The organism is Sphingobium sp. WR1, assembly GCF_059693745.1.
Map to the genome: position 1 here is coordinate 1 of NZ_JCATID010000009.1, position 17,556 is coordinate 17,556.

The 17,556-nt window shown below is 63.4% G+C and carries 15 protein-coding genes; 3 read left to right on the forward strand and 12 right to left on the reverse strand.

Features of this window, described 5'->3' with window-relative positions; translation table 11 throughout:
- Positions 1-172: 172 nt before the first annotated feature.
- From AC58EF_RS12260 to AC58EF_RS12285, 6 genes are all read right to left on the reverse strand, one after another.
- Positions 173-1,030: an SDR family NAD(P)-dependent oxidoreductase gene (locus AC58EF_RS12260; RefSeq protein ID WP_497276576.1), complete on the reverse strand. Its 858-nt coding sequence runs from the start codon at positions 1,028-1,030 to the stop codon at positions 173-175.
- Between the two features lie 11 nt (positions 1,031-1,041).
- The gene (locus AC58EF_RS12265) at positions 1,042-1,707 is read right to left on the reverse strand and encodes a hypothetical protein (RefSeq protein ID WP_497276577.1); all 666 of its coding nucleotides are present in this window, start codon (positions 1,705-1,707) and stop codon (positions 1,042-1,044) included.
- Between the two features lie 391 nt (positions 1,708-2,098).
- Positions 2,099-3,265: a DUF5624 domain-containing protein gene (locus tag AC58EF_RS12270; protein WP_497276578.1), complete on the reverse strand. Its 1,167-nt coding sequence runs from the start codon at positions 3,263-3,265 to the stop codon at positions 2,099-2,101.
- A 10-nt stretch (positions 3,266-3,275) separates the two neighbouring features.
- Positions 3,276-4,409 carry a hypothetical protein gene (locus tag AC58EF_RS12275; protein WP_497276579.1) on the reverse strand — a complete coding sequence of 378 codons (1,134 nt, stop codon included), beginning with the start codon at positions 4,407-4,409 and terminating at the stop codon, positions 3,276-3,278.
- 78 nt (positions 4,410-4,487) lie between these two features.
- A complete protein-coding gene (locus tag AC58EF_RS12280) occupies positions 4,488-6,761 on the reverse strand; it encodes a TonB-dependent receptor (protein ID WP_497276580.1) in 2,274 nt (757 codons plus the stop codon).
- Between the two features lie 274 nt (positions 6,762-7,035).
- Entirely contained in the window at positions 7,036-7,959 is a 924-nt protein-coding gene (locus AC58EF_RS12285) for a LysR family transcriptional regulator (RefSeq protein ID WP_497276581.1), read from the reverse strand.
- A 142-nt stretch (positions 7,960-8,101) separates the two neighbouring features.
- On the opposite strand from AC58EF_RS12285, the gene AC58EF_RS12290 reads away from it, so the two are divergent.
- The 3 genes from AC58EF_RS12290 to AC58EF_RS12300 are packed head-to-tail and all read left to right on the forward strand — an operon-like array spanning position 8,102 to position 11,079.
- On the forward strand, positions 8,102-8,911 hold the full coding sequence (locus AC58EF_RS12290; RefSeq protein WP_497276582.1) for an HpcH/HpaI aldolase family protein: 810 nt from the start codon (positions 8,102-8,104) through the stop codon (positions 8,909-8,911).
- 37 nt (positions 8,912-8,948) lie between these two features.
- Positions 8,949-9,833 carry an amidohydrolase family protein gene (locus AC58EF_RS12295; RefSeq protein WP_497276583.1) on the forward strand — a complete coding sequence of 295 codons (885 nt, stop codon included), beginning with the start codon at positions 8,949-8,951 and terminating at the stop codon, positions 9,831-9,833.
- 1 nt (position 9,834) lies between these two features.
- Positions 9,835-11,079 carry an MFS transporter gene (locus tag AC58EF_RS12300; RefSeq protein ID WP_497276584.1) on the forward strand — a complete coding sequence of 415 codons (1,245 nt, stop codon included), beginning with the start codon at positions 9,835-9,837 and terminating at the stop codon, positions 11,077-11,079.
- Positions 11,080-11,158: 79 nt separating this feature from the next.
- Here AC58EF_RS12300 and trmB read toward each other — a convergent pair whose 3' ends face one another.
- The 6 genes from trmB to AC58EF_RS12330 all read right to left on the reverse strand — a co-directional run bounded on the left by trmB (position 11,159) and on the right by AC58EF_RS12330 (position 17,536).
- Positions 11,159-11,866 (reverse strand): tRNA (guanine(46)-N(7))-methyltransferase TrmB, encoded by a 708-nt coding sequence (trmB, locus tag AC58EF_RS12305; protein WP_497276585.1) that lies wholly within the window; start codon positions 11,864-11,866, stop codon positions 11,159-11,161.
- Positions 11,867-11,914: 48 nt separating this feature from the next.
- Positions 11,915-12,310: an MAPEG family protein gene (locus AC58EF_RS12310; protein WP_497276586.1), complete on the reverse strand. Its 396-nt coding sequence runs from the start codon at positions 12,308-12,310 to the stop codon at positions 11,915-11,917.
- Positions 12,311-12,417: 107 nt separating this feature from the next.
- Entirely contained in the window at positions 12,418-13,170 is a 753-nt protein-coding gene (locus tag AC58EF_RS12315) for a TorF family putative porin (RefSeq protein WP_497276587.1), read from the reverse strand.
- Positions 13,157-13,567: a hypothetical protein gene (locus AC58EF_RS12320; protein ID WP_497276588.1), complete on the reverse strand. Its 411-nt coding sequence runs from the start codon at positions 13,565-13,567 to the stop codon at positions 13,157-13,159. The genes AC58EF_RS12315 and AC58EF_RS12320 overlap by 14 nt, the downstream gene beginning before the upstream one ends.
- Before the next feature lie 131 nt (positions 13,568-13,698).
- Positions 13,699-17,172, reverse strand: coding sequence for a transcription-repair coupling factor (mfd, locus tag AC58EF_RS12325; protein ID WP_497276589.1), 3,474 nt, complete (start codon positions 17,170-17,172; stop codon positions 13,699-13,701).
- Positions 17,173-17,272: 100 nt separating this feature from the next.
- Entirely contained in the window at positions 17,273-17,536 is a 264-nt protein-coding gene (locus tag AC58EF_RS12330; RefSeq protein ID WP_497276590.1) for a succinate dehydrogenase assembly factor 2, read from the reverse strand.
- Between the last annotated feature and the right edge of the window lie 20 nt (positions 17,537-17,556).

Sequence of the window (17,556 nt, forward strand, 5' to 3'; positions counted from 1 at the left end):
ATGATCAACCCGGCTCTAGCCGGAGATCGCCATGGCTACGCCGGCGAACCTACACCACCCCGTGGGACACGACCTAGCGGCGATTATGCGGACGTTGCATCAGGAGAGGGGCGCGCTGGCGCTCCGGTGAGTCCAAGAAAGGGCGCCCTTTCTTGCGGCGCTTCGCTCTGCGTCAATCCTGACCCAGCAATTGGCGCGTCGTGTCGGTGAGCGCCGGCGCGCCACGATCGCGAAAGAACGCCATCCGCGCTTCTACGGATTGATCGGTCATGTCAGGCTGGGTGTCGACCCAGAATTCCCTTGCAGCGATCCGCTCGACGATGCGTTGGCAGCCTGCGTCCAGATCCATGCCGTAAGTCGCCATCATATGCGCCATGGTGGCGCGGTGGCGCGCGGCATTTTCCGGTTCTCCCTCTCCGGCCCGCGCATCGAAGATGCTTGTCTTGAGCATACCGGGGATGACCGAGCTGACATGGATCGGCGCCTTGGCGACCTGCATCTCCAGGTAAAGGCATTCGCTGAACGACTGGATCGCATGTTTGCTCATGATATAGGCGGTTTGCGTCGGCATTTGCCCGAAGGCGCCGATGGAGGACAGGTTGGCAATATAGGCTTGCTGTCCCACGCGCAGCATATGAGGGACGAAGGCGCGCACCCCATGCACCACGCCATGGATATTGACATTGAGCGTCGTTTCCCAACGCGCCACCGGTATCTCCCAGGTGAGGCCGATCGTCTCGATACCCGCATTGTTGACCAGCAACCGCACCGCGCCATGGCGGCCGAAGACATGGTTCGCGAGCGCATCGAGCGCTTCGGGCCTGGACACGTCGACGGTCATCGCCTCGGCCTTGCCGCCTGCGGCGAGAATCGCCTCCGCCACCGCCTCAGCCTTCGCCAGGTCGATGTCCGTAACCACCACGGTCATGCCGATCGCGCCGCAGCGCCTGGCGATCCCCATGCCGATGCCGGCGCCGGCGCCGGTAATCACGGCAACGCCGCCGGAAAAAACTAACTCTTCGTTGGTCATGCTTGTTTCCATCACAGTTCGACGATCGACAGGATATGGCTGTCATGGCCGGGGAAAATATAATCCAGTTCCATCACCATGGATTCGCCCAGCGGCCCGCTCGCCAGCAGGTCTGTCTCGACGAACAGTTGCACGCCGTTGCGCCCATAGGCGTAGCGCTGCACCTTTCCGAAGGCGGGAGACGCATCGAGCCGCGCGTCGATCGCCCCGTCCCCGAGGCGTGGCCGGTTGATCGTTATCTTGAGGCGGCCCTTGAGGTCGGGATCGCTTTGGTTGCGCTCTTGCAGTTCCAGCGCGATCCGTTCCAGTTCCTCCAGCGAACCGACGAGCGTTCCGACATGAAAGCAATATTCCGGGTCGGCCTCCATCGCCCTGCGGAGATCGCCGATCGCCGGATGTTCATGGTCGGTGCCGTAACCCAATGCTTCGCGTGTCGCATCGACCAGCGCCTGCTGCGCGGGAGGAACGGCCGAGAGGTAGAGGATGCCGTCGCCCCGGCTGTGATGCCGCTCGCTGACCACGAAGCGGTAGAAATTGCCCTGCGGCAAAGGCAGCGCTTGCGTTTCGACAAAGCCGAGCAAAGTCAACAATTTGACGGCCGCAGGACCGTCCACGGCGCGCGGATAATGGAGAGCGATATGCCCCATGGTCGGTGCGCCGTTTTCGGGAGCCGTCATTGCTCGCTCCTCCTGCTATTTGTCGGCCCCGATGTCTTCGAAATTGTCGCCAAGGTCATTGGCGAGCACAGGAGCGCCGCCAGAATTTCCGCATAGGCCCGGTCCAGCCCGCCGCCTGCTCCGATAGCAAGGGCTAGCTGACCGTCGAACCGCAATTCGCGCATCGATCCACTCCTAGGATCGGCTCCCATGATCGGGGCCATTATCCCGCACGGACATAATCGAACTGGGTCATTCGACACAAGAGGGGTAAGGCGCAGGATAGCATATTTTCAACGCATCTATGCGATTATTTTTACGCAATATAATAATAAAACATCATAAAAATTTTTATATACGTAGAATTTTTCGGGTTGTGATACGTTGGCGGAGGCGTCGCCCATGCAGGAGACTATGACGCGGGATAGTCGATATGGGTAAAGCCGGGTATCTCGACCAGTTCGGGTCGATTGCCGTTGGCGCAGAGTTGGTCGATCATGAATTGCGATCCGGCCATGGCGATCTGCTGCGCGGGATCCTCCATCACATGACGGAGTCGCGACACGATCGCCCGTCGGTCATGAACCGAGCGGACCATTGGTATTTCCGTCACGATCTGCGTGTCCGGATCGACCACCGGCGGGGTCTCCACGGCCTTCTTGAAGGCCGGATAGTCCGGCCACATCAACCGGCTCATTTCGACCGAGGAAAGCGAACTATACCAGATCTGCCGATAGTCGGCCTCGATCTTCGCAGAGGCTTCGGCCGTCGTGAGTTGGCCAAGATCGAGCCCAGGCGCATGGGGGGCAATCAGCAGGCGTTCGGGATCGAGCGTCCGCCCGGACGCCTGATAGAGAAGATGGCACATGCTGTTGGTCTGCCAGGTGACCCCGGCTGTCGGACGGCCGGCACGGCCGCTGATCAGCACCATCAGCCTTTCCCAGCGCATATTCTGGGCATGGAGCCAGTTGATGATCCGATGTCCCGTGTCGAGAAAGACGAGGGCGAAGGTGGCCGCCATCATGTCGTTCATCGGCACGGCTATGGCGTCGGGACCGTCACCCTCGAGCAGGTTGGCGCGCATATAATCAAAGTCGAGAAAAGCGGGATCAGCCAGCGCCTTCTCGAGATAGGCTTCCGTGATTTTGCAGCTGTAATCGACGAGCGCGGTGATCTTTTCCTCAAGGCCCGACCAAGCCGCCACGGCGACCACGTCGCGCCAATAGGCAAGGCTGTTGACCGTCCGGGTGCTTGCACATTGCGTGATGAGCGCGCGGGCGTCATCCGTCCAGCCTTGATGGCCGGTTTCGCGCAGGCGAGCGAGATAGGGGATGGCGATGCCAAGATGGGATATGCCCGTCAGTTCAAAAAAGCCCCTTGTCGACAGGCGGAAGCTCTCGGTGACGGGCGGTCGGCCGGAGCCTGGGAAGAGGACGAGGTCGCTCCCCGTCGAAACGAGCAGGGGATCATCGGCCCGGACCCGGCCCAATTGCTGCTGAAGCTTCGTGCCGATGCTGTCCTGGGTCGCGGTGAACAGCTCAAACAGCGTCCTGAATTCCGGATCGGGTTGGTAGGGCATATCGTCTTCCTCAGGCATCCAGGGTCAATTTATAGATGACCATGTCCTGCCGGTATCGAACCTCGGGCGTGAGGCTGTCGGAGACGGCCAGATAATCCTGGCCGTCGACCTGGAAATGACTGGCGTCGGTGCCGCCGTAGGTGGGAAATTCCTCGACCAGGTCGAACTTGCCGTCGATCCATTTGTACAATTGGGACAGGAGGTCCGTCTTTGGGTTCGCCGGCGTCCCTTCGATGAAGCAGATGCGGATCAGGAAGAGGCCATGGTCGCTTGCGATCAACTCGAACTCGCGTCCGCCCGCGCCGCCCAGCGACTGATGAGCGACGAACAATTCCCCATTCCAGCGATAGAGGGTCGAAGCGCCTCCGATCGCCGCGAAGGCGAGCCAATGGGTTCCTTCATGGGTGAAATGGAGGAAGCTGCGGCCGGTCTGTTCGGCGAAGGATTGATAGGGAAGGAACTGCGCGCCGTCCCACCGATAGATCAGGCTGGGCGAAACATGGTCGGCATAAGCGAGGAACTGGTGGCCATCGACCGTGAAATCGCACCAATTATATCCCCAGCGACCGCCAAGAATCTGGAACTCCATCCATTTGCCCTCGACCCGCTCGAAGATGACCGACCGGCCATGGCCTTCGGGCGAGAGGTGAGGCAGGGTCAGCCCCTGGGCGAGAGCGAGGAATTGCCGGTCGCCGAGCGAGAAATGATGCCATTGCTTGGCTGCGAAGCTGGGGATGCTCTCGTCGAGCCGCCATGCGCCATCCTGCTCGCGGTAGATCAGCGAGCGACTATTGGGTTCATAGGGACCGCTGCCCGTGCGCAGATTGGCGAAGGCCAGGAAGCGTCCTTCGCCATTTTCGAAAAAGAGCGCGTCCTCGCCACCCGGAGCGGGCAGGCGCTCCTGCTCGACGAACCGTCCTCCCGCCCAGGAATAGAGGATCGCATCGACGTCGGAATCGCCGCCATTCATATGCGGCGGCTGGTCCATCAAGTCCGTGGCGAGTTGCGGCACGACAAGATTCACGACGTCGCCGCGTTTGAAGATATGGGCGCAGCGGGCGCCCGAGGTTTCCAGGCGCTGGTGAACCGCGAGAAATTTCGCTTGCGGCGACAGAAAATCGCTGTCCTGCTGCATGGATGTCATTTCCTTTCCTATCGCGTTCAAGGGATCGCCGATTGCATATGGCCGTGAGGCGCCCGGCCGGCGCCGGGGAAGGCGCCGTCATTCTCCAAAGGAGAATTTGACGGTCACGCCGGCAGTCCTGGGGTCCGCGACCAGACCAACCCTGGTCGTGTCCTTATTATAGTCCGGGATGGCGCCGCCGCCGGTATAATAGACTTCGTTCGTCAGGTTGCGCACCCAGCCGCTAATGTCCCAGCGCCCGTTGGCAGAGGTCCATCCGACCCTGGCGTCCACGACCGTGTAGGCATTGGCGCGCAACGTCAGTTCATTGGTCAGCGTATTCCCCTTGAAGGTGGCATCCGCCCCCATCCGGATCTTCGAACCATCGCCCAGTTCATGCTCATACTGGAACCCGAGCGTCGCCATATATTTGGGAATATTGGGCATCCGTTCACCGTCAAGGTCGAGAATATAGAAGGGAGGACCGTCGGTGATGCCTGGATCGAATGCCTCGATCGCATAATCCTTGAACGTCGCGTCGAGAAGCGAGAGGCTGCCGTTTAGGCTCAGCCCCGGCAAGGGTTGTGCCCAGGCTTCCAGCTCGACGCCCTTGATCCGGGCGTCGGCGGCATTATTGGTGATGACCAGTCCCTGCTGATTCACGCCCGTGACCTGCAGGTCGTTGAACTTGATGTAGAAGGCCGCGGCGTTGAGCCGCAGGCGCCGGTCGAACAGGTCCGCCTTGACCCCCAGCTCGAAATTGTCGGCAATTTCCGGATCGAAGGGCGCGGTATCGATAACGCTGCCGGCCTGACCGTTGAACCCGCCGCTCTTGAAACCGCGCGAATAGCTCAGATAGGTGTGCACGTCCCGGTTCGGCTCATATTCCAGAACGAATTTGGGGGTCAGGCTGTGCCAGGTCTTGCTGCGCACGGCCTGGAAGTCGCCATCGGGCAGGAACAGCGAGAAAGGATCGCCGCCCGGGACATTGGCGACGCTGCTCGCGTCGAGGCCGAACTTCTTGTTCTCGCTGGTATAGCGAAGGCCAGCCGTCGCGCTCAGCCGGTCGGTGATGTCATATTTGACTTCGCCAAAGGCCGCGACGCTGTCGGTGTTGATCCGCTGCAGGAAGCTGGCCGTGCTGTTCTGATAGTCGGGCGTTCCCGGGCCGATCAGGCCGTCGTCCGGGTTGTCGGGATTGCCCGCGTCACATGGCTGGCTGCCGGGCGTGCAGCCGTAAAGATAGATATCCTGGTCGCGCCAGCCCTGTTCGTGGAACCAGTAGAGACCCGCCGACCAGTGCAGCCTGCCCCCGGCCGACAGCGGACCCGCATCGTCCGAGACGAAACGCAGTTCCTGACTCGTCGCCCAGGTCTTCTGCGTCGCTGCAAAATTATTTTGCAGTGCCGCGGTCCGATCGACATCCTCGACATTGTAACTGCGCTCGCCGCGATAGGCGGACAGAAAGGAAATGGTCCCGGCGTCAATATTGCGGTCGATCCGCAGCACGCCGCCCCATTGGCGGATGCCCTGCTCGCCTTCTGTCTCGCTCCGGCCACTGCGGATATTCTCTTCCTGGGTAGGATAAGGCGGTTCGAAAAAGTCGCGGACGATCAGCTGCGTGCCGGGCACATCGACAATCGCGCTCTTGAGGACGCCATCCTGATCGACCTTGGAATAGTCGGCGACGAGGCTGATCTCCCAATCGTCGCTGGGCGTGAACAGGAGCGAACCGCGCAGCGCCTGGCTGTCGATGCCGTTGGCGCGATTGCCGGTGGTGAGATTGCGGTAGGCGCCGTCGGTATGCAGTGAAAAGCCGGCGATGCGCGCGGAAAGTCTGTCTTCGATGACCGGCGCACTGGCGGCCGCCTCAAATTGCCGGCGGCCAAGGCCGCCCAGTTCGGCCAGCACATAGCCGTCGAGATGATCGGTCGGCTTGCGCGTTATGATGTTGATGACGCCGCCCACGGCGTTCTTGCCATAGAGCGTGCCCTGCGGGCCGCGCAGCACTTCCACGCGCTCAATATCGAACAGCGCGGCATTGGCCTCTCCCGACTGAGCGATATAGGCATCGTTGATATTGACCGCGACGCCCGAATCCGTCGTCAGATCCTCGTTGGATTTGCCGATGCCGCGGATGATATATTCTTCGTTGTTGACCTGTTCAGAATAGATTTGGAGGCTGGGTGCGATGCGCGAAAGCCCTTCGACCGACACAATGCCCCGGCTTTCCAGCTTCTCGGCGCCAAAGGCGCTGATCGCGATCGGGGTGTCCTGTACCGATCCAGCGCGGCGTTCGGCAGTCACCACGATGTCGGCAATGCCCTGCGTCTCCTGTCCCTGCTCGGGAAGCCTGTCCGGCGTCTGGGCCATCACCAAGGGTGACAAGGCCGTCCCGGCCAGAATAACGGACAGGGAACGCCCGATCGAGTGCAAAAATGCCCCTTTCAGCTGGCACATGCTCACTTCCTCTCCTTTGCAATCGCGCCGCACTTTGCGTCAGTCCGGATGTGCGGAAACATGGCCCGTAGCGCTCATGCCTCAGCGGCCGACCCGGCGCTGATCCAGCGGCGTCGCTGTTGGAATAGAGGATGAATGTTGATCTATGCTAATTCAATATGGAGGAGTGATTGTTTGCTTCAGGAAATCAAACTTCACGTCTACCGGACTGGCTTTGCGCCGAGGCAATTGTCGCCTGGGCAAGGCGGCGGAAATTCCCCACCAGCGCGCTTTCTTCGCCGGCACGGCAGCCCAGGAGCAGCCGCGTGACGGCATCGGCGTCGGACAGCGGCCGGAAACTGATATTGGGAACCTTGATGCACTGGAGTTCCGACGGCACGATCGCCACCCCCAGGCCCGAGGCGGCCAAGCTGATGATAGTGGAGGATTCCTGGGCTTCCTGGACTATGTTGGGCATATGGCCTTCCCGGGAAAAAAGCTTGATGATCTGGTCGTAGATGCCAACGCCCGATTTGCGCGGATAGAAGATGAGCGGCTCGTCCTTCAGCGCGCTTATGGTCAGCGTCTCCGCCCGATTGAACGGATGTTCGGCGTGCATAGCGACGACCAGCGGGTCCTCGACCAGATGGGTGAAGCTGATCTCCGAGCGATGCGGCGGCGTCAGCGTCCGCAGGAACCCTATGTCGATTTCCCGGTCAGCCAGGGCCGTCATCTGACCTTGCGAGGAGATTTCATGGAGGGTGATCTTGACCTGGGGATAGCGCGTCCTGAAAGTGCGGATGATCTTGGGAAAAAAGAAGAGCAGCGACGACGCGGCGGTGAAGCCGATCCGCAGATGACCCGCTTCGCCCGCAACCATTTCGTGCACATCGTCCACGGCCCGTTCAAGCTGTCCCAGGATCGATGCCGCATTGGACCGGAAGGCGGCCCCGATCTCCGTCAAAGACACGCGCCGCTGGGTCCGATGGAATAATTGCGCCCCCAGTTCGCGCTCGAGCGACTGGATGGCGAGCGATAGCGGCGCCTGGGTGATGTTCAGCCGTTCCGCGGCGCGCCGAAAGTGCAGTTCTTCGCACAGGACCGTGAAGTAGCGCAGCTGCCTTATGTCCATTGATATGCTGCCCCCATCAATCTCTCTCCAGTATTAAATTAGCATAAAAGGATCAGCCGCGGCAAATGGTCGGAAACGGCGCGGAGAAACGCGCCATGGGCCAGCGCTTACTGGCATCCGCACGCAATGGGAGAGGCCCGAAATGCGATATGATCGTCTGCGCGACCTGGATCTGGAAACGTCCGTGATGGCGCGCCTGGAATCTGGCCAGCGCATAGTGTCGCTGGGCATTCGTTTCAGTCGCACGCCCGATATCGCACGCATGGCGTCGGGGGCGGGCTATGATCTGGTCTGGATCGATCTTGAGCATAGCAGCATGGCCGTCGATGCCGCCGCGCAGATCGCCGCGACCGCGCATGATCTGGGGCTGGGCGCCTGGGTGCGCGTGCCCGAGCGCGAATATGGCGTCATCGGGCGGCTGCTCGACAGCGGCGCGACCGGGATCATCGGTCCCAGGATCGAAACGGCGGCGGAGGCGCGCCTGCTGGCCGGCGCCTGTCGCTTTCCGCCCATGGGGCAGCGATCGATGCTTGCCCGCCTGCCCCAGACCGGATTCGTGCGCGCGCCGGCCGAGGATTTCGTCGCCCTGGCCAATCGCACCGTCGTGGTGCAGGCGTTGATCGAATCGCCCAAGGGGATCGAAAATGCCGAGGCGATCGCGGCCATCGAAGGGGTCGACATTATCGGCGTTGGCACCAATGACCTGACCGCCGAAATGGGCTGTCCGGGGCAGGCGCGCGATCCCGCCGTGATGGACGCTTGCCGGCATGTCGCGGAAGCGGCGCGCAGGCATGGAAAGATCGCGATCATCGGCGGCGTTGCCGACGACGATCATTTCCTCCGTCTGCTCGATATGGGCTTCTCGCCCTTTGTCTTCGCCGGCATCGACACCGATATCGTGGCCGAGAGCCTGCTCCAGCGCGCGGACAGTTGGCGCCGCAAATTCGCTTGAAACCGACAATCCACGCAATCTTACGGGAAGATCAGCAATGACCGCACATGAACCGCTCGTTTCGCAGCCGATGCGACCGGCCGAGACGCTCGAGTGTCCGATCTTCGAGATGCCGGAGGGCGCTGTCGACGCGCATATGCATATCTTCGGACCGCTTGATCTCTATCCGTCAGTCGCGAAGCCGCATTATACCTTGCCCGACGCGACGCTGGCCCAGTTTCAGGCGGCGATGCCCGTCCTGGGCCTGCGCCATTTCGTGATCGTCCAGCCCAGTTTCTACGACACCGACAACCGGTGCCTGATCGACAATCTGAAGGCCGCGGGGGGGATGGCCCGTGGCGTCGTGATGGTCGAACCCGATATCGACGATGCAACGCTCCAGGCCTATGCCGAAGCGGGCGTGTGCGGCGTCAGGCTGGATCTGTTCAAGCGGTCGCAACTGCCGCTCGACGCGATCCAGGATTATATCCTCGCCATGGCCGCCAAAGTCGCGCCGTTCGGCTGGCATCTCCAATTCTATGCGCCGGGCTATCTGGTCCGCGACCTGATCGATTTTCTCGCGACGCTGGAGATCGACTATGTCATCGATCATATGGGCTATATGCTGGAGGAGGATGGTCTGACGGAAGCGGATTTCTCGCGCCTGCTCGCGCTTATGAAGGAGGGGCGCTGTTGGCTGAAGCTGTCGGCGCCCTATCGGCTCGCCAAGAAGCGGGGTATGGACGCCGTCAACGAAATTGCAAAGGCTATCGTCGCGGCTGCGCCCGAACGCGCCATCTGGGGTTCCGATTGGCCGCACATCCCCGAAGGATCGCGCGACACCGGCGCGCTGCTCAATCTTCTGGCCATCTGGGCCCCCGACCCGGCGGTGCGCAAGCAGATATTGAGCGACAATCCCCGGAAACTCCTGGGCTTTGCGTAACATGGGCGTCGTGCAAGCCATCGAGCCGGCGCCCGTGGAGGAGAGCGCCACGCGCGTGCGGGTGGTGATCCTTTCCTTCCTGATCGTGATGATCGACGGCTATGATACCCTCATGGTGTCTTTCGTGGCGCCGCTACTCGCCCGTGAACTGCAACTTGCGCCCACCGATATCGGGCAGTTGTTCGCAGCGGGCTATTTCGGGGCGATCGTCGGCGCGGTGTCGATGGGCCCCTTGTCGGATCGCCATGGACGCAAGCCCATGCTCCTGGCGGCGCTGTCGCTCGCCTCGACCATGACCTTCCTTTGTGCGCTGGCCGACAATTTCCATGAACTGGCGGCGCTGCGCTTCCTTGCCGGCATCGGCCTGGGCGGGGCGTTGCCGGCGGTCATCGCCCTGACCGCCGAACATGCCGGACCCCGCAAACGGTCGGGGACCGTCACGCTGATGTACATCGGCTATCCGCTCGGCGCCGTCGTGGGCGGTGGCTTGACTGCTGCATTGCTGCATACCGGCTGGCCGACCGTCTTTGCCTGCGCAGGTGTCGCCTCGCTCATGGCGACGATCGCAGCACTGGCGATACCGGAATCGATCGGCGACAAGGGGCATTTGCGGGCGGCCCGGCAAGGACGGAATTTCCTGCGGGCGCCGCTTGCTGAAGGTCGGCTCTGGCCGGCGGTGAGCCTGTGGCTGGGGCTGTTCTGCCTGCTGATGCTCACCTATGCGCTTGTCAGTTGGACGCCTTCGCTGGTCGTGTCGCGCGGAGGGACGCCCCAACTTGCGGCGCTTGCCGGTGTCGCGCTGAACCTCGGCGGCATCAGCGGCGCATTGGCGAGCATTCCGCTCATCAACCGCTTCGGTCCCTATCTTCCGATTGCCGCCATGACATGCATCGGCGCCGGATTCGTCGCCCTGATCGGCGCTCCCCTCGGCTCGCAGATGCTGGTCTTCGCAATCCTGTTCCTTGCAGGCTTCTGCGTGCTGGGCGCCCAGATCAACTTTCCGGCGATGATGGTGGACCTGTTTCCGCCGCCCGTGCGCGGCGCCGGGTCGGGGATCGGTATGGCGGTCGGTCGCCTGGGCTCGATCGTGGGACCGCTTTTGGGGGGAACGCTCGTGGCGGCCAAGCTGCCCGAAAGTCGCCTCTTCCTTGCTGCGGCAATCCCGGCATTGATGGCCGCCATGGCGATGTTCTGTGCAGGTTGGATGCGTCGTAATCAGACAGGCAGTCTCGATCCCGATATCTGATTATGGTCTACGGCACGAAAAAGCGGACGACAAAGATCGTCTCAAGGAAAGCCGACATGGCCGCCGGTGGGACCCAGCGTTACACCAAGCTCGGCCTGCGCCTGTAGCGAAAATACCACACTTCGTGGCCTAGGCGGCGGGCTTTTGCTTCATAGCGGGTTTCGGGCCAGCCGCCGGGGCGGTTCTGGAAATCCTTCGGTTCGCTCGCCAGCCAGTCGAAATCGGGATGGCCGTTCATCACCATCAGCGCCCAGCGCAGATAGACGGGATGGTCCGTGCCGAAGCGGAATTCACCGCCCGGCTTCAACTTCTTCGCGATCATCGCCACCGGGCCGGGGTTCATCATCCGGCGCTTGGCGTGGCGCGCCTTGGGCCAGGGATCGGGATGGAGGAGATAGACGAAGCTCAGCGCGCCATCGGGAATGCGGCCAAGCACATCGAGCGCATCGCCCATGTGGAGGCGGACATTGCCCAGCGCCCGGTCGCGGACATGGCCGAGCGCCTGGACGACGCCGTTCAGAAAGGGTTCGCAGCCGATGAAGCCATGATCGGGAAGCATGTCGGCGCGATAGGCGAGATGCTCGCCGCCGCCGAAGCCGATCTCGAAATGAAGCGGGCGGTCATAACCAAACAGGTTCGCGGCAGTGACTTCGCCCTCCGCCGGCACGGAGAGGGCAGGGAGGAGGGTGCCGACCAGTTCCTGCTGGCCCTTGCGGAGCTTCGGCCCCGACTGACGGCCATAGAGGCGGTTGAGGGTCGTGGGATCACCGGATTTATGCGCAGTCATGGCGCGCGCGCTTAGCGGGAGCGGCGGCGCGGGGCAAGCGGCACGACGTCAGAAGCCGAGAAGCGGCCAGAGGATCATCAGCAGACCGATGAGGCTGGCGAGGAAGAAGAGGGTGCGCACGACCGGCACGCCAAGGCCGTAGAGCGGCAGGTAGACGATGCGCGCGCCGAGCCAGATCCAGCCGCCGAGCGCGGTCCATTCGCTGGCCTTGCCCGCCACCACCACCCCGATCAGGGCGACGATGGCGATCGGGAGCGTCTCCATGAAATTGGCCTGCGCGCGGGAGAGGCGGCCGGCGAGGGGATTCATCGGCGGCAGATGCTCGTCGCGCGCGCCCATGTTCCACTTGGCGCCATATTGCATCGTCTTCACTTGCACGGCGGCGAAGATGTGGACGAGGAGCAGGATCATGCCCCAGGCGAGGATTGTGAGTTCGACGGGCATGGGCGGCATCCTCCTGCCGCGCTTGTAGCAGGGGTGCGGGCTGTAGGACAGAGCGGGAAACATCTCTACGCGCTTCTCGACTTCGCTCGAAGCGAACGGGGCTGGGATTACAGGGTGAAGCCGACCCTTGCGATCAGGCTGGCGCCCCCATGGGCGCTGTTTGGGGCGTCGATGTCGGTATCGGCGTAGCGCAGGCCGGCGGACCAGCGGCCCTGATACCAGTCGAGCGCAACGCCATGGTCCCAATAGCCGCCGTCCGGGCGCAGGCGGGCGGCTTTGGCGGAATCGTGGACGTCGCCGGACGAGCGGCCGACATGGCCGGACAGGGTGAAGGGCGTGCCGGGAATGGCGAGCGCGGCGCCGGCCGAGAGGTAGAGATTGTCGCCCCCGACGGCGGACTGGCGCGGGGCGTAGCGGGCGCCGAGATCGATACTGGCCGGGCCGAGCGCGAAGCCGGCGATCGCGCCGACCTCGCCATAGCCCCAATTCCCATTACCGGCGCGGGAGGCGCCGGGGAAGAGATGGTAGCGGCCCTCCGCGGTCAGGCGCCAGCCGCCAAGTTGCTTCGCATAGGTGGCGCCGAGGTCGAGCACGGCGTCGGCGCCGCCATGACGGTCGCTGCCCCGGAGCGTCGTGGCCGCGCCATCGAGGCTGAGCCCTTCCGCCACCGGCACGGAGACGCTGCCGCGCAGCACCGGATCGCCGTCGCTCCAGCTCAGGCCGCGGCGGCGTTCGTCGCTGGCGGCTTCGAGGGTGATGGTCGGGCCGGCTGCATATTGGGCGGCGGCCGGAACGGCATGGCCGGCGAGCAGCAATGCTCCCAGCCATGCCAGGCGGCAGAGACGATCAGTTGGATGCAAGATTACGTACCGAGTCCAGTTCAGCCAGCAGGGGCGCGCGGTCGGCTTCGGCGACCGCGATCAGATGGGCCTCTATCTTTTCCTGATGCTGGGCAAGATTGCGTGTCCCCGAATTGCGGCCGGGCGTGCAGGCGCCGGCTTCGCTGCCCGAAAAACGCTTGTCGGTCGCGATGGTGCGGGCCAGCGCCGGGCCATGGTCCAGCCTGCGGTCGACGACGATGGTGGCGGTCCACTGGCAGCGCTGGGCGTCCATGCGATTGGGGGTCCTGGCGCCGATCGTCCTGCTGCGGATTTCCGCGCGGGCGGTGTAGGTCGCGCCGACCTGCTGGCCGTGATGCTCTATCGAAACATTGTGGGTCGCGGCGGCGGCCGCGAGCGCGATAAGGGTGAAACTCATATCATTCTCCTGCTGTGACGCCGCACTTTGCTGTCCGGTCGTCAAAGCCGGATTTAGGTTTCCACTGTTGCTGATTGTTTTCTGGATGATGATGAATGGCGACATGGGATGGACAGATTGTCCACCCCCGCTCACCCCGCCGCCTTCATCAACCCCTTCGACAGTTGCAGCGCGCCGTTCAACCGAGCCTGGGGGTCGGGCCAGGCGCGCTCCACCACGATCTTGCTGTCGGGGCGCAGCCGCGCGACGCCGTTCAACCGCTGGACATAGGCGACCAGACCCTCGGGCTTGGGGAAGCGGTCCTCGAAGAAGCTGACCAGCGCGCCCTTTGGCCCCACGTCGATCTTCGAGATGTTCGCGGCCATGCAATTCTGCTTGATCTCGATGATCTTGAGCAGGTTCTGCGTCGGCAGCGGCAGCTTGCCGAAGCGGTCGATAAGCTCGGCGGCGAAGGATTCCAGGCCCTGGCGGTCCTCCAGTTCGTTGATGCGGCGATAGAGGCCCATGCGCAGGTCGAGGTCAGGCACATAATCGTCGGGGATGAGGATCGGCGCGTCGACGCTGATCTGGGGCGAGAAGCTGTCGCTGCGGCGCTCGATACCGACCCCGCCGGCCTTGGCGTCCATGATCGCGTCTTCCAGCATCGACTGGTAAAGTTCGAAGCCGACTTCCTTGATATGGCCCGACTGCTCGTCGCCGACCAGATTGCCCGCGCCGCGAATGTCGAGATCGTGGGAGGCCAGTTGGAAGCCCGCGCCCAGCGTGTCGAGATCGGACAGAACCTTCAATCGCTTTTCCGCCGTTTCGGTGATGATGCGGTTGGCGGGGGTGGTCATATAGGCATAGGCGCGCGTCTTCGACCGGCCGACGCGGCCGCGTAGCTGGTAGAGCTGGGCCAGGCCGAAACGGTCGGCGCGGTGGATGATGAGCGTGTTGGCGCTGGGGATGTCGAGGCCGGATTCGACGATGGTGGTGGAGAGCAGCACGTCATAGCGCTTGTCGTAGAAGGCGGACATGCGTTCCTCGACCTCGGTGGCGCTCATCTGGCCATGGGCGACGATGGGCTTGATCTCCGGGACTTCGGTGCGGAGGAACTCCTCGACTTCGGTGAGGTCGGCGATGCGCGGCACGACGAAGAAGCTCTGGCCGCCGCGATAATGTTCGCGCAGCAGCGCCTCGCGGATGACGACGCCGTCCCAGGGCATGACATAGGTGCGAACCGCGAGGCGATCGACCGGCGGGGTCTGGATGACGGACAGTTCGCGCAGGCCCGACATCGCCATCTGGAGCGTGCGCGGGATCGGCGTGGCGGTGAGCGTCAGGACATGAACGTCGGTCTTGAGCGACTTCAATCGTTCCTTGTGGGTGACGCCGAACCTTTGTTCCTCGTCCACGATAACCAGGCCGAGGCGCTTGAACTCCAGCCCCTTGGCGAGCAGCGCATGGGTGCCGACGACGATGTCGATCGTGCCGTCGGCCAGGCCCGCCTTGGTCGCCTTCGCCTCCTTGTCGGGGACGAGGCGGGAGAGGCGGCCGATATTGACCGGGAAGCCGCGGAAACGCTCCTCGAAATTCATATGATGCTGGCGCGCGAGCAGCGTGGTGGGGCAGATGACCACGACCTGCATCCCGGCCATCGCCGCGACGAAGGCGGCGCGCAGGGCAACCTCGGTCTTGCCGAAGCCGACATCGCCGCAGACGAGGCGGTCCATCGGCTTGCCCGCGCCAAGGTCTTCGACCACGTCGCTGATGGCGCGGTCCTGATCGTCGGTTTCCTGATAGGGGAAGCGGTCGACGAAGGCGGGATAGCCGGCCGCGTCGGGTTCCGCTACGGTGGCGGCGCGCAAGGCGCGTTCGGCGGCGGTCTTCAGAAGTTCGCCCGCGATTTCGCGGATGCGCTCCTTCATCTTCGCCTTGCGCCGCTGCCAGGCTTCGCCGCCCAGCTTGTCGAGCGCTACGCCCTCATTTTCGCTGCCATAGCGGGAGAGGACTTCGAGATTTTCGACGGGGACGTAGAGTTTGTCGCCACCGGCATAGGTCAGCGCCACGCAGTCATGCGGCGCCTTCGCCACCGGAATCTGGGTCAGCCCTTCATAGCGGCCGATGCCATGGTCCATATGGACGACGAGATCGCCGGGCGAGAGGGTGGCCAGTTCCTGAAGGAAGGCGTCGGCGCTCTTCTTGCGCTTGGCGCGGCGGACGAGGCGGTCGCCCAGCATGTCCTGTTCGGTGAGGACGGCGACATCGGGCGCGGTGAAGCCATGGTCGAGGGCGAGGACGGTCAGGGTCACGCTGCCATTGGCGGCGATGCCCAGCGCTTCCTGCCAATGATCGGCGGCGGCGAGGCGGGTGACGCCATGGTCGGCGAGCAGGCCGGACAGACGCTCGCGCGCGCCGCCGGAGTAGCTGGCGATGACGACCTTCTTCTTGTCGCGGCGCAGGGCGGCGATATGCTTGCCGACCGCTTCGTAGATGTTCGTGTTCTGCGCGCGTTCGGGGGCGAAATCACGGGGGCCGTCCACGGCGAAGTCCAGCACGGTTGCGCTTTCCGGTTCGTGGAAAGGCGTAGTGGCGTGCATGGGCAAAGTGGCGACGGCGGCGTCCCATTCGGCGGCGTCGAGATAGAGGGAATCGGGTTTCAGCGGACGATAGGCGCCGGGATCGGACGATTTCGCAGACACGCGGTTGGCATGATAGTCGCGGATCGCCTCGAACCGGGATTCCGCCGCGCCGGCGACGCCATGGTCGCGGATGAGGATGGCGTCCTCGCCCAGATGCTCGGTCAGGGGAACGAGCCGCTCCTCGAACAGGGGCAGCCAATGTTCCATGCCCGCGAGGCGGCGGCCATCGCTGACCGCCTGATAGAGCGGGTCGCCGGTCGCGGTCGCGCCGAACGTTTCGCGATAGCGGCCGCGGAAGCGCTTGATCGTCTCCTCGTCCAGCAGCGCTTCGGAGGCCGGGAGAAGGGTGAAGCCGTCGACATTTTCGATCGTGCGCTGGTCGGCAGGGTCGAAGCGGCGGACCGTCTCGATCTCGTCGCCGAAGAAATCGAGCCGGAGCGGCTGTTCCTCGCCGCCGGGGAACAGGTCGACGATGCCGCCGCGAATGGCGAATTCACCCCGGTCATGCACCGTGTCGGTGCGGACATAGCCATTCGCCTGGAGCATCTCCGCCAGCTTCTGGATCGCGATCCGTTCCTTGGGCGCGAGTTTCGCGACGAGTTGGCGGACGCGGAACGGGGTGAGGGTGCGCTGGGTCATCGCCGCCAGCGTGGTGAGGACCAGTTGCGGCCCCTTGGGTTTCGCTTGCAGCGCGTAAAGGCCCGCGAGCCGCGCCGAGGCTGCGCGCAGCGAGGGGCTGGCGCGGTCATAGGGCAGGCAGTCCCAGGCGGGGATTTCGATGATCTCGATCTCCGGCGCGAAATAATGCGCGGTGTCCGCGACCGCGCGCATCAACTGCTCGTCGGACGCGATGAAGACGGCGCGGCTTTGCGCGGCCCCGGCGGCGCGGGCGATGTCGGCCAGCAGCCAGGGCTGGAAGCCCGCCGGTACGCCGGACAGGGTGAGCGGCGTCTTGGCCTTCAGGATTTTCTGGAGATCGGTCATGCTATTTCGTCATTCCCGCGAAGGCGGGAATCTATCTCCCGGCCTTTCGCCTAGTTGGTCCGTCTGGAGATGGATCCCCGCCTGCGCGGGGATGACGGTGCTAGACTATCTTCACGAAATCGAGCTTGAGGAACCTGTCCATCATCGCGCCTTTCCACTCTTCGGGCACGGGGATGGTGCCGAGCGCCCAGCCGATGATGTCGGCATCCTGTTCTTCCATGAAGCGTTCGAACCAGGCGATTTCCTCTTCGTTCCATGTCGCGTGATAGCGGTCGAAGAAACCGCCGACGGTATAGTCCGCCTCGCGCGTGCCGCGGTGCCAGGCCCGGAATTGGATGCGGCGCATCTGGGGATTGTCGTTCACAATTTGTTCCTTTAACGGGC

Excerpts from the sequence above, each read along its gene's own strand:
- AC58EF_RS12260 (WP_497276576.1), bottom strand. The coding sequence starts at position 1,030 with ATGACCAACGAAGAGTTAGTTTTTTCCGGCGGCGTTGCCGTGATTACC.
- AC58EF_RS12265 (WP_497276577.1), bottom strand. The coding sequence starts at position 1,707 with ATGACGGCTCCCGAAAACGGCGCACCGACCATGGGGCATATCGCTCTC.
- AC58EF_RS12270 (WP_497276578.1), bottom strand. The coding sequence starts at position 3,265 with ATGCCCTACCAACCCGATCCGGAATTCAGGACGCTGTTTGAGCTGTTC.
- AC58EF_RS12275 (WP_497276579.1), bottom strand. The coding sequence starts at position 4,409 with ATGACATCCATGCAGCAGGACAGCGATTTTCTGTCGCCGCAAGCGAAA.
- AC58EF_RS12280 (WP_497276580.1), bottom strand. The coding sequence starts at position 6,761 with ATGGCCCAGACGCCGGACAGGCTTCCCGAGCAGGGACAGGAGACGCAG.
- AC58EF_RS12285 (WP_497276581.1), bottom strand. The coding sequence starts at position 7,959 with ATGGACATAAGGCAGCTGCGCTACTTCACGGTCCTGTGCGAAGAACTG.
- AC58EF_RS12290 (WP_497276582.1), top strand. The coding sequence starts at position 8,102 with ATGCGATATGATCGTCTGCGCGACCTGGATCTGGAAACGTCCGTGATG.
- AC58EF_RS12295 (WP_497276583.1), top strand. The coding sequence starts at position 8,949 with ATGACCGCACATGAACCGCTCGTTTCGCAGCCGATGCGACCGGCCGAG.
- AC58EF_RS12300 (WP_497276584.1), top strand. The coding sequence starts at position 9,835 with ATGGGCGTCGTGCAAGCCATCGAGCCGGCGCCCGTGGAGGAGAGCGCC.
- trmB (WP_497276585.1), bottom strand. The coding sequence starts at position 11,866 with ATGACTGCGCATAAATCCGGTGATCCCACGACCCTCAACCGCCTCTAT.
- AC58EF_RS12310 (WP_497276586.1), bottom strand. The coding sequence starts at position 12,310 with ATGCCCGTCGAACTCACAATCCTCGCCTGGGGCATGATCCTGCTCCTC.
- AC58EF_RS12320 (WP_497276588.1), bottom strand. The coding sequence starts at position 13,567 with ATGAGTTTCACCCTTATCGCGCTCGCGGCCGCCGCCGCGACCCACAAT.
- mfd (WP_497276589.1), bottom strand. The coding sequence starts at position 17,172 with ATGACCGATCTCCAGAAAATCCTGAAGGCCAAGACGCCGCTCACCCTG.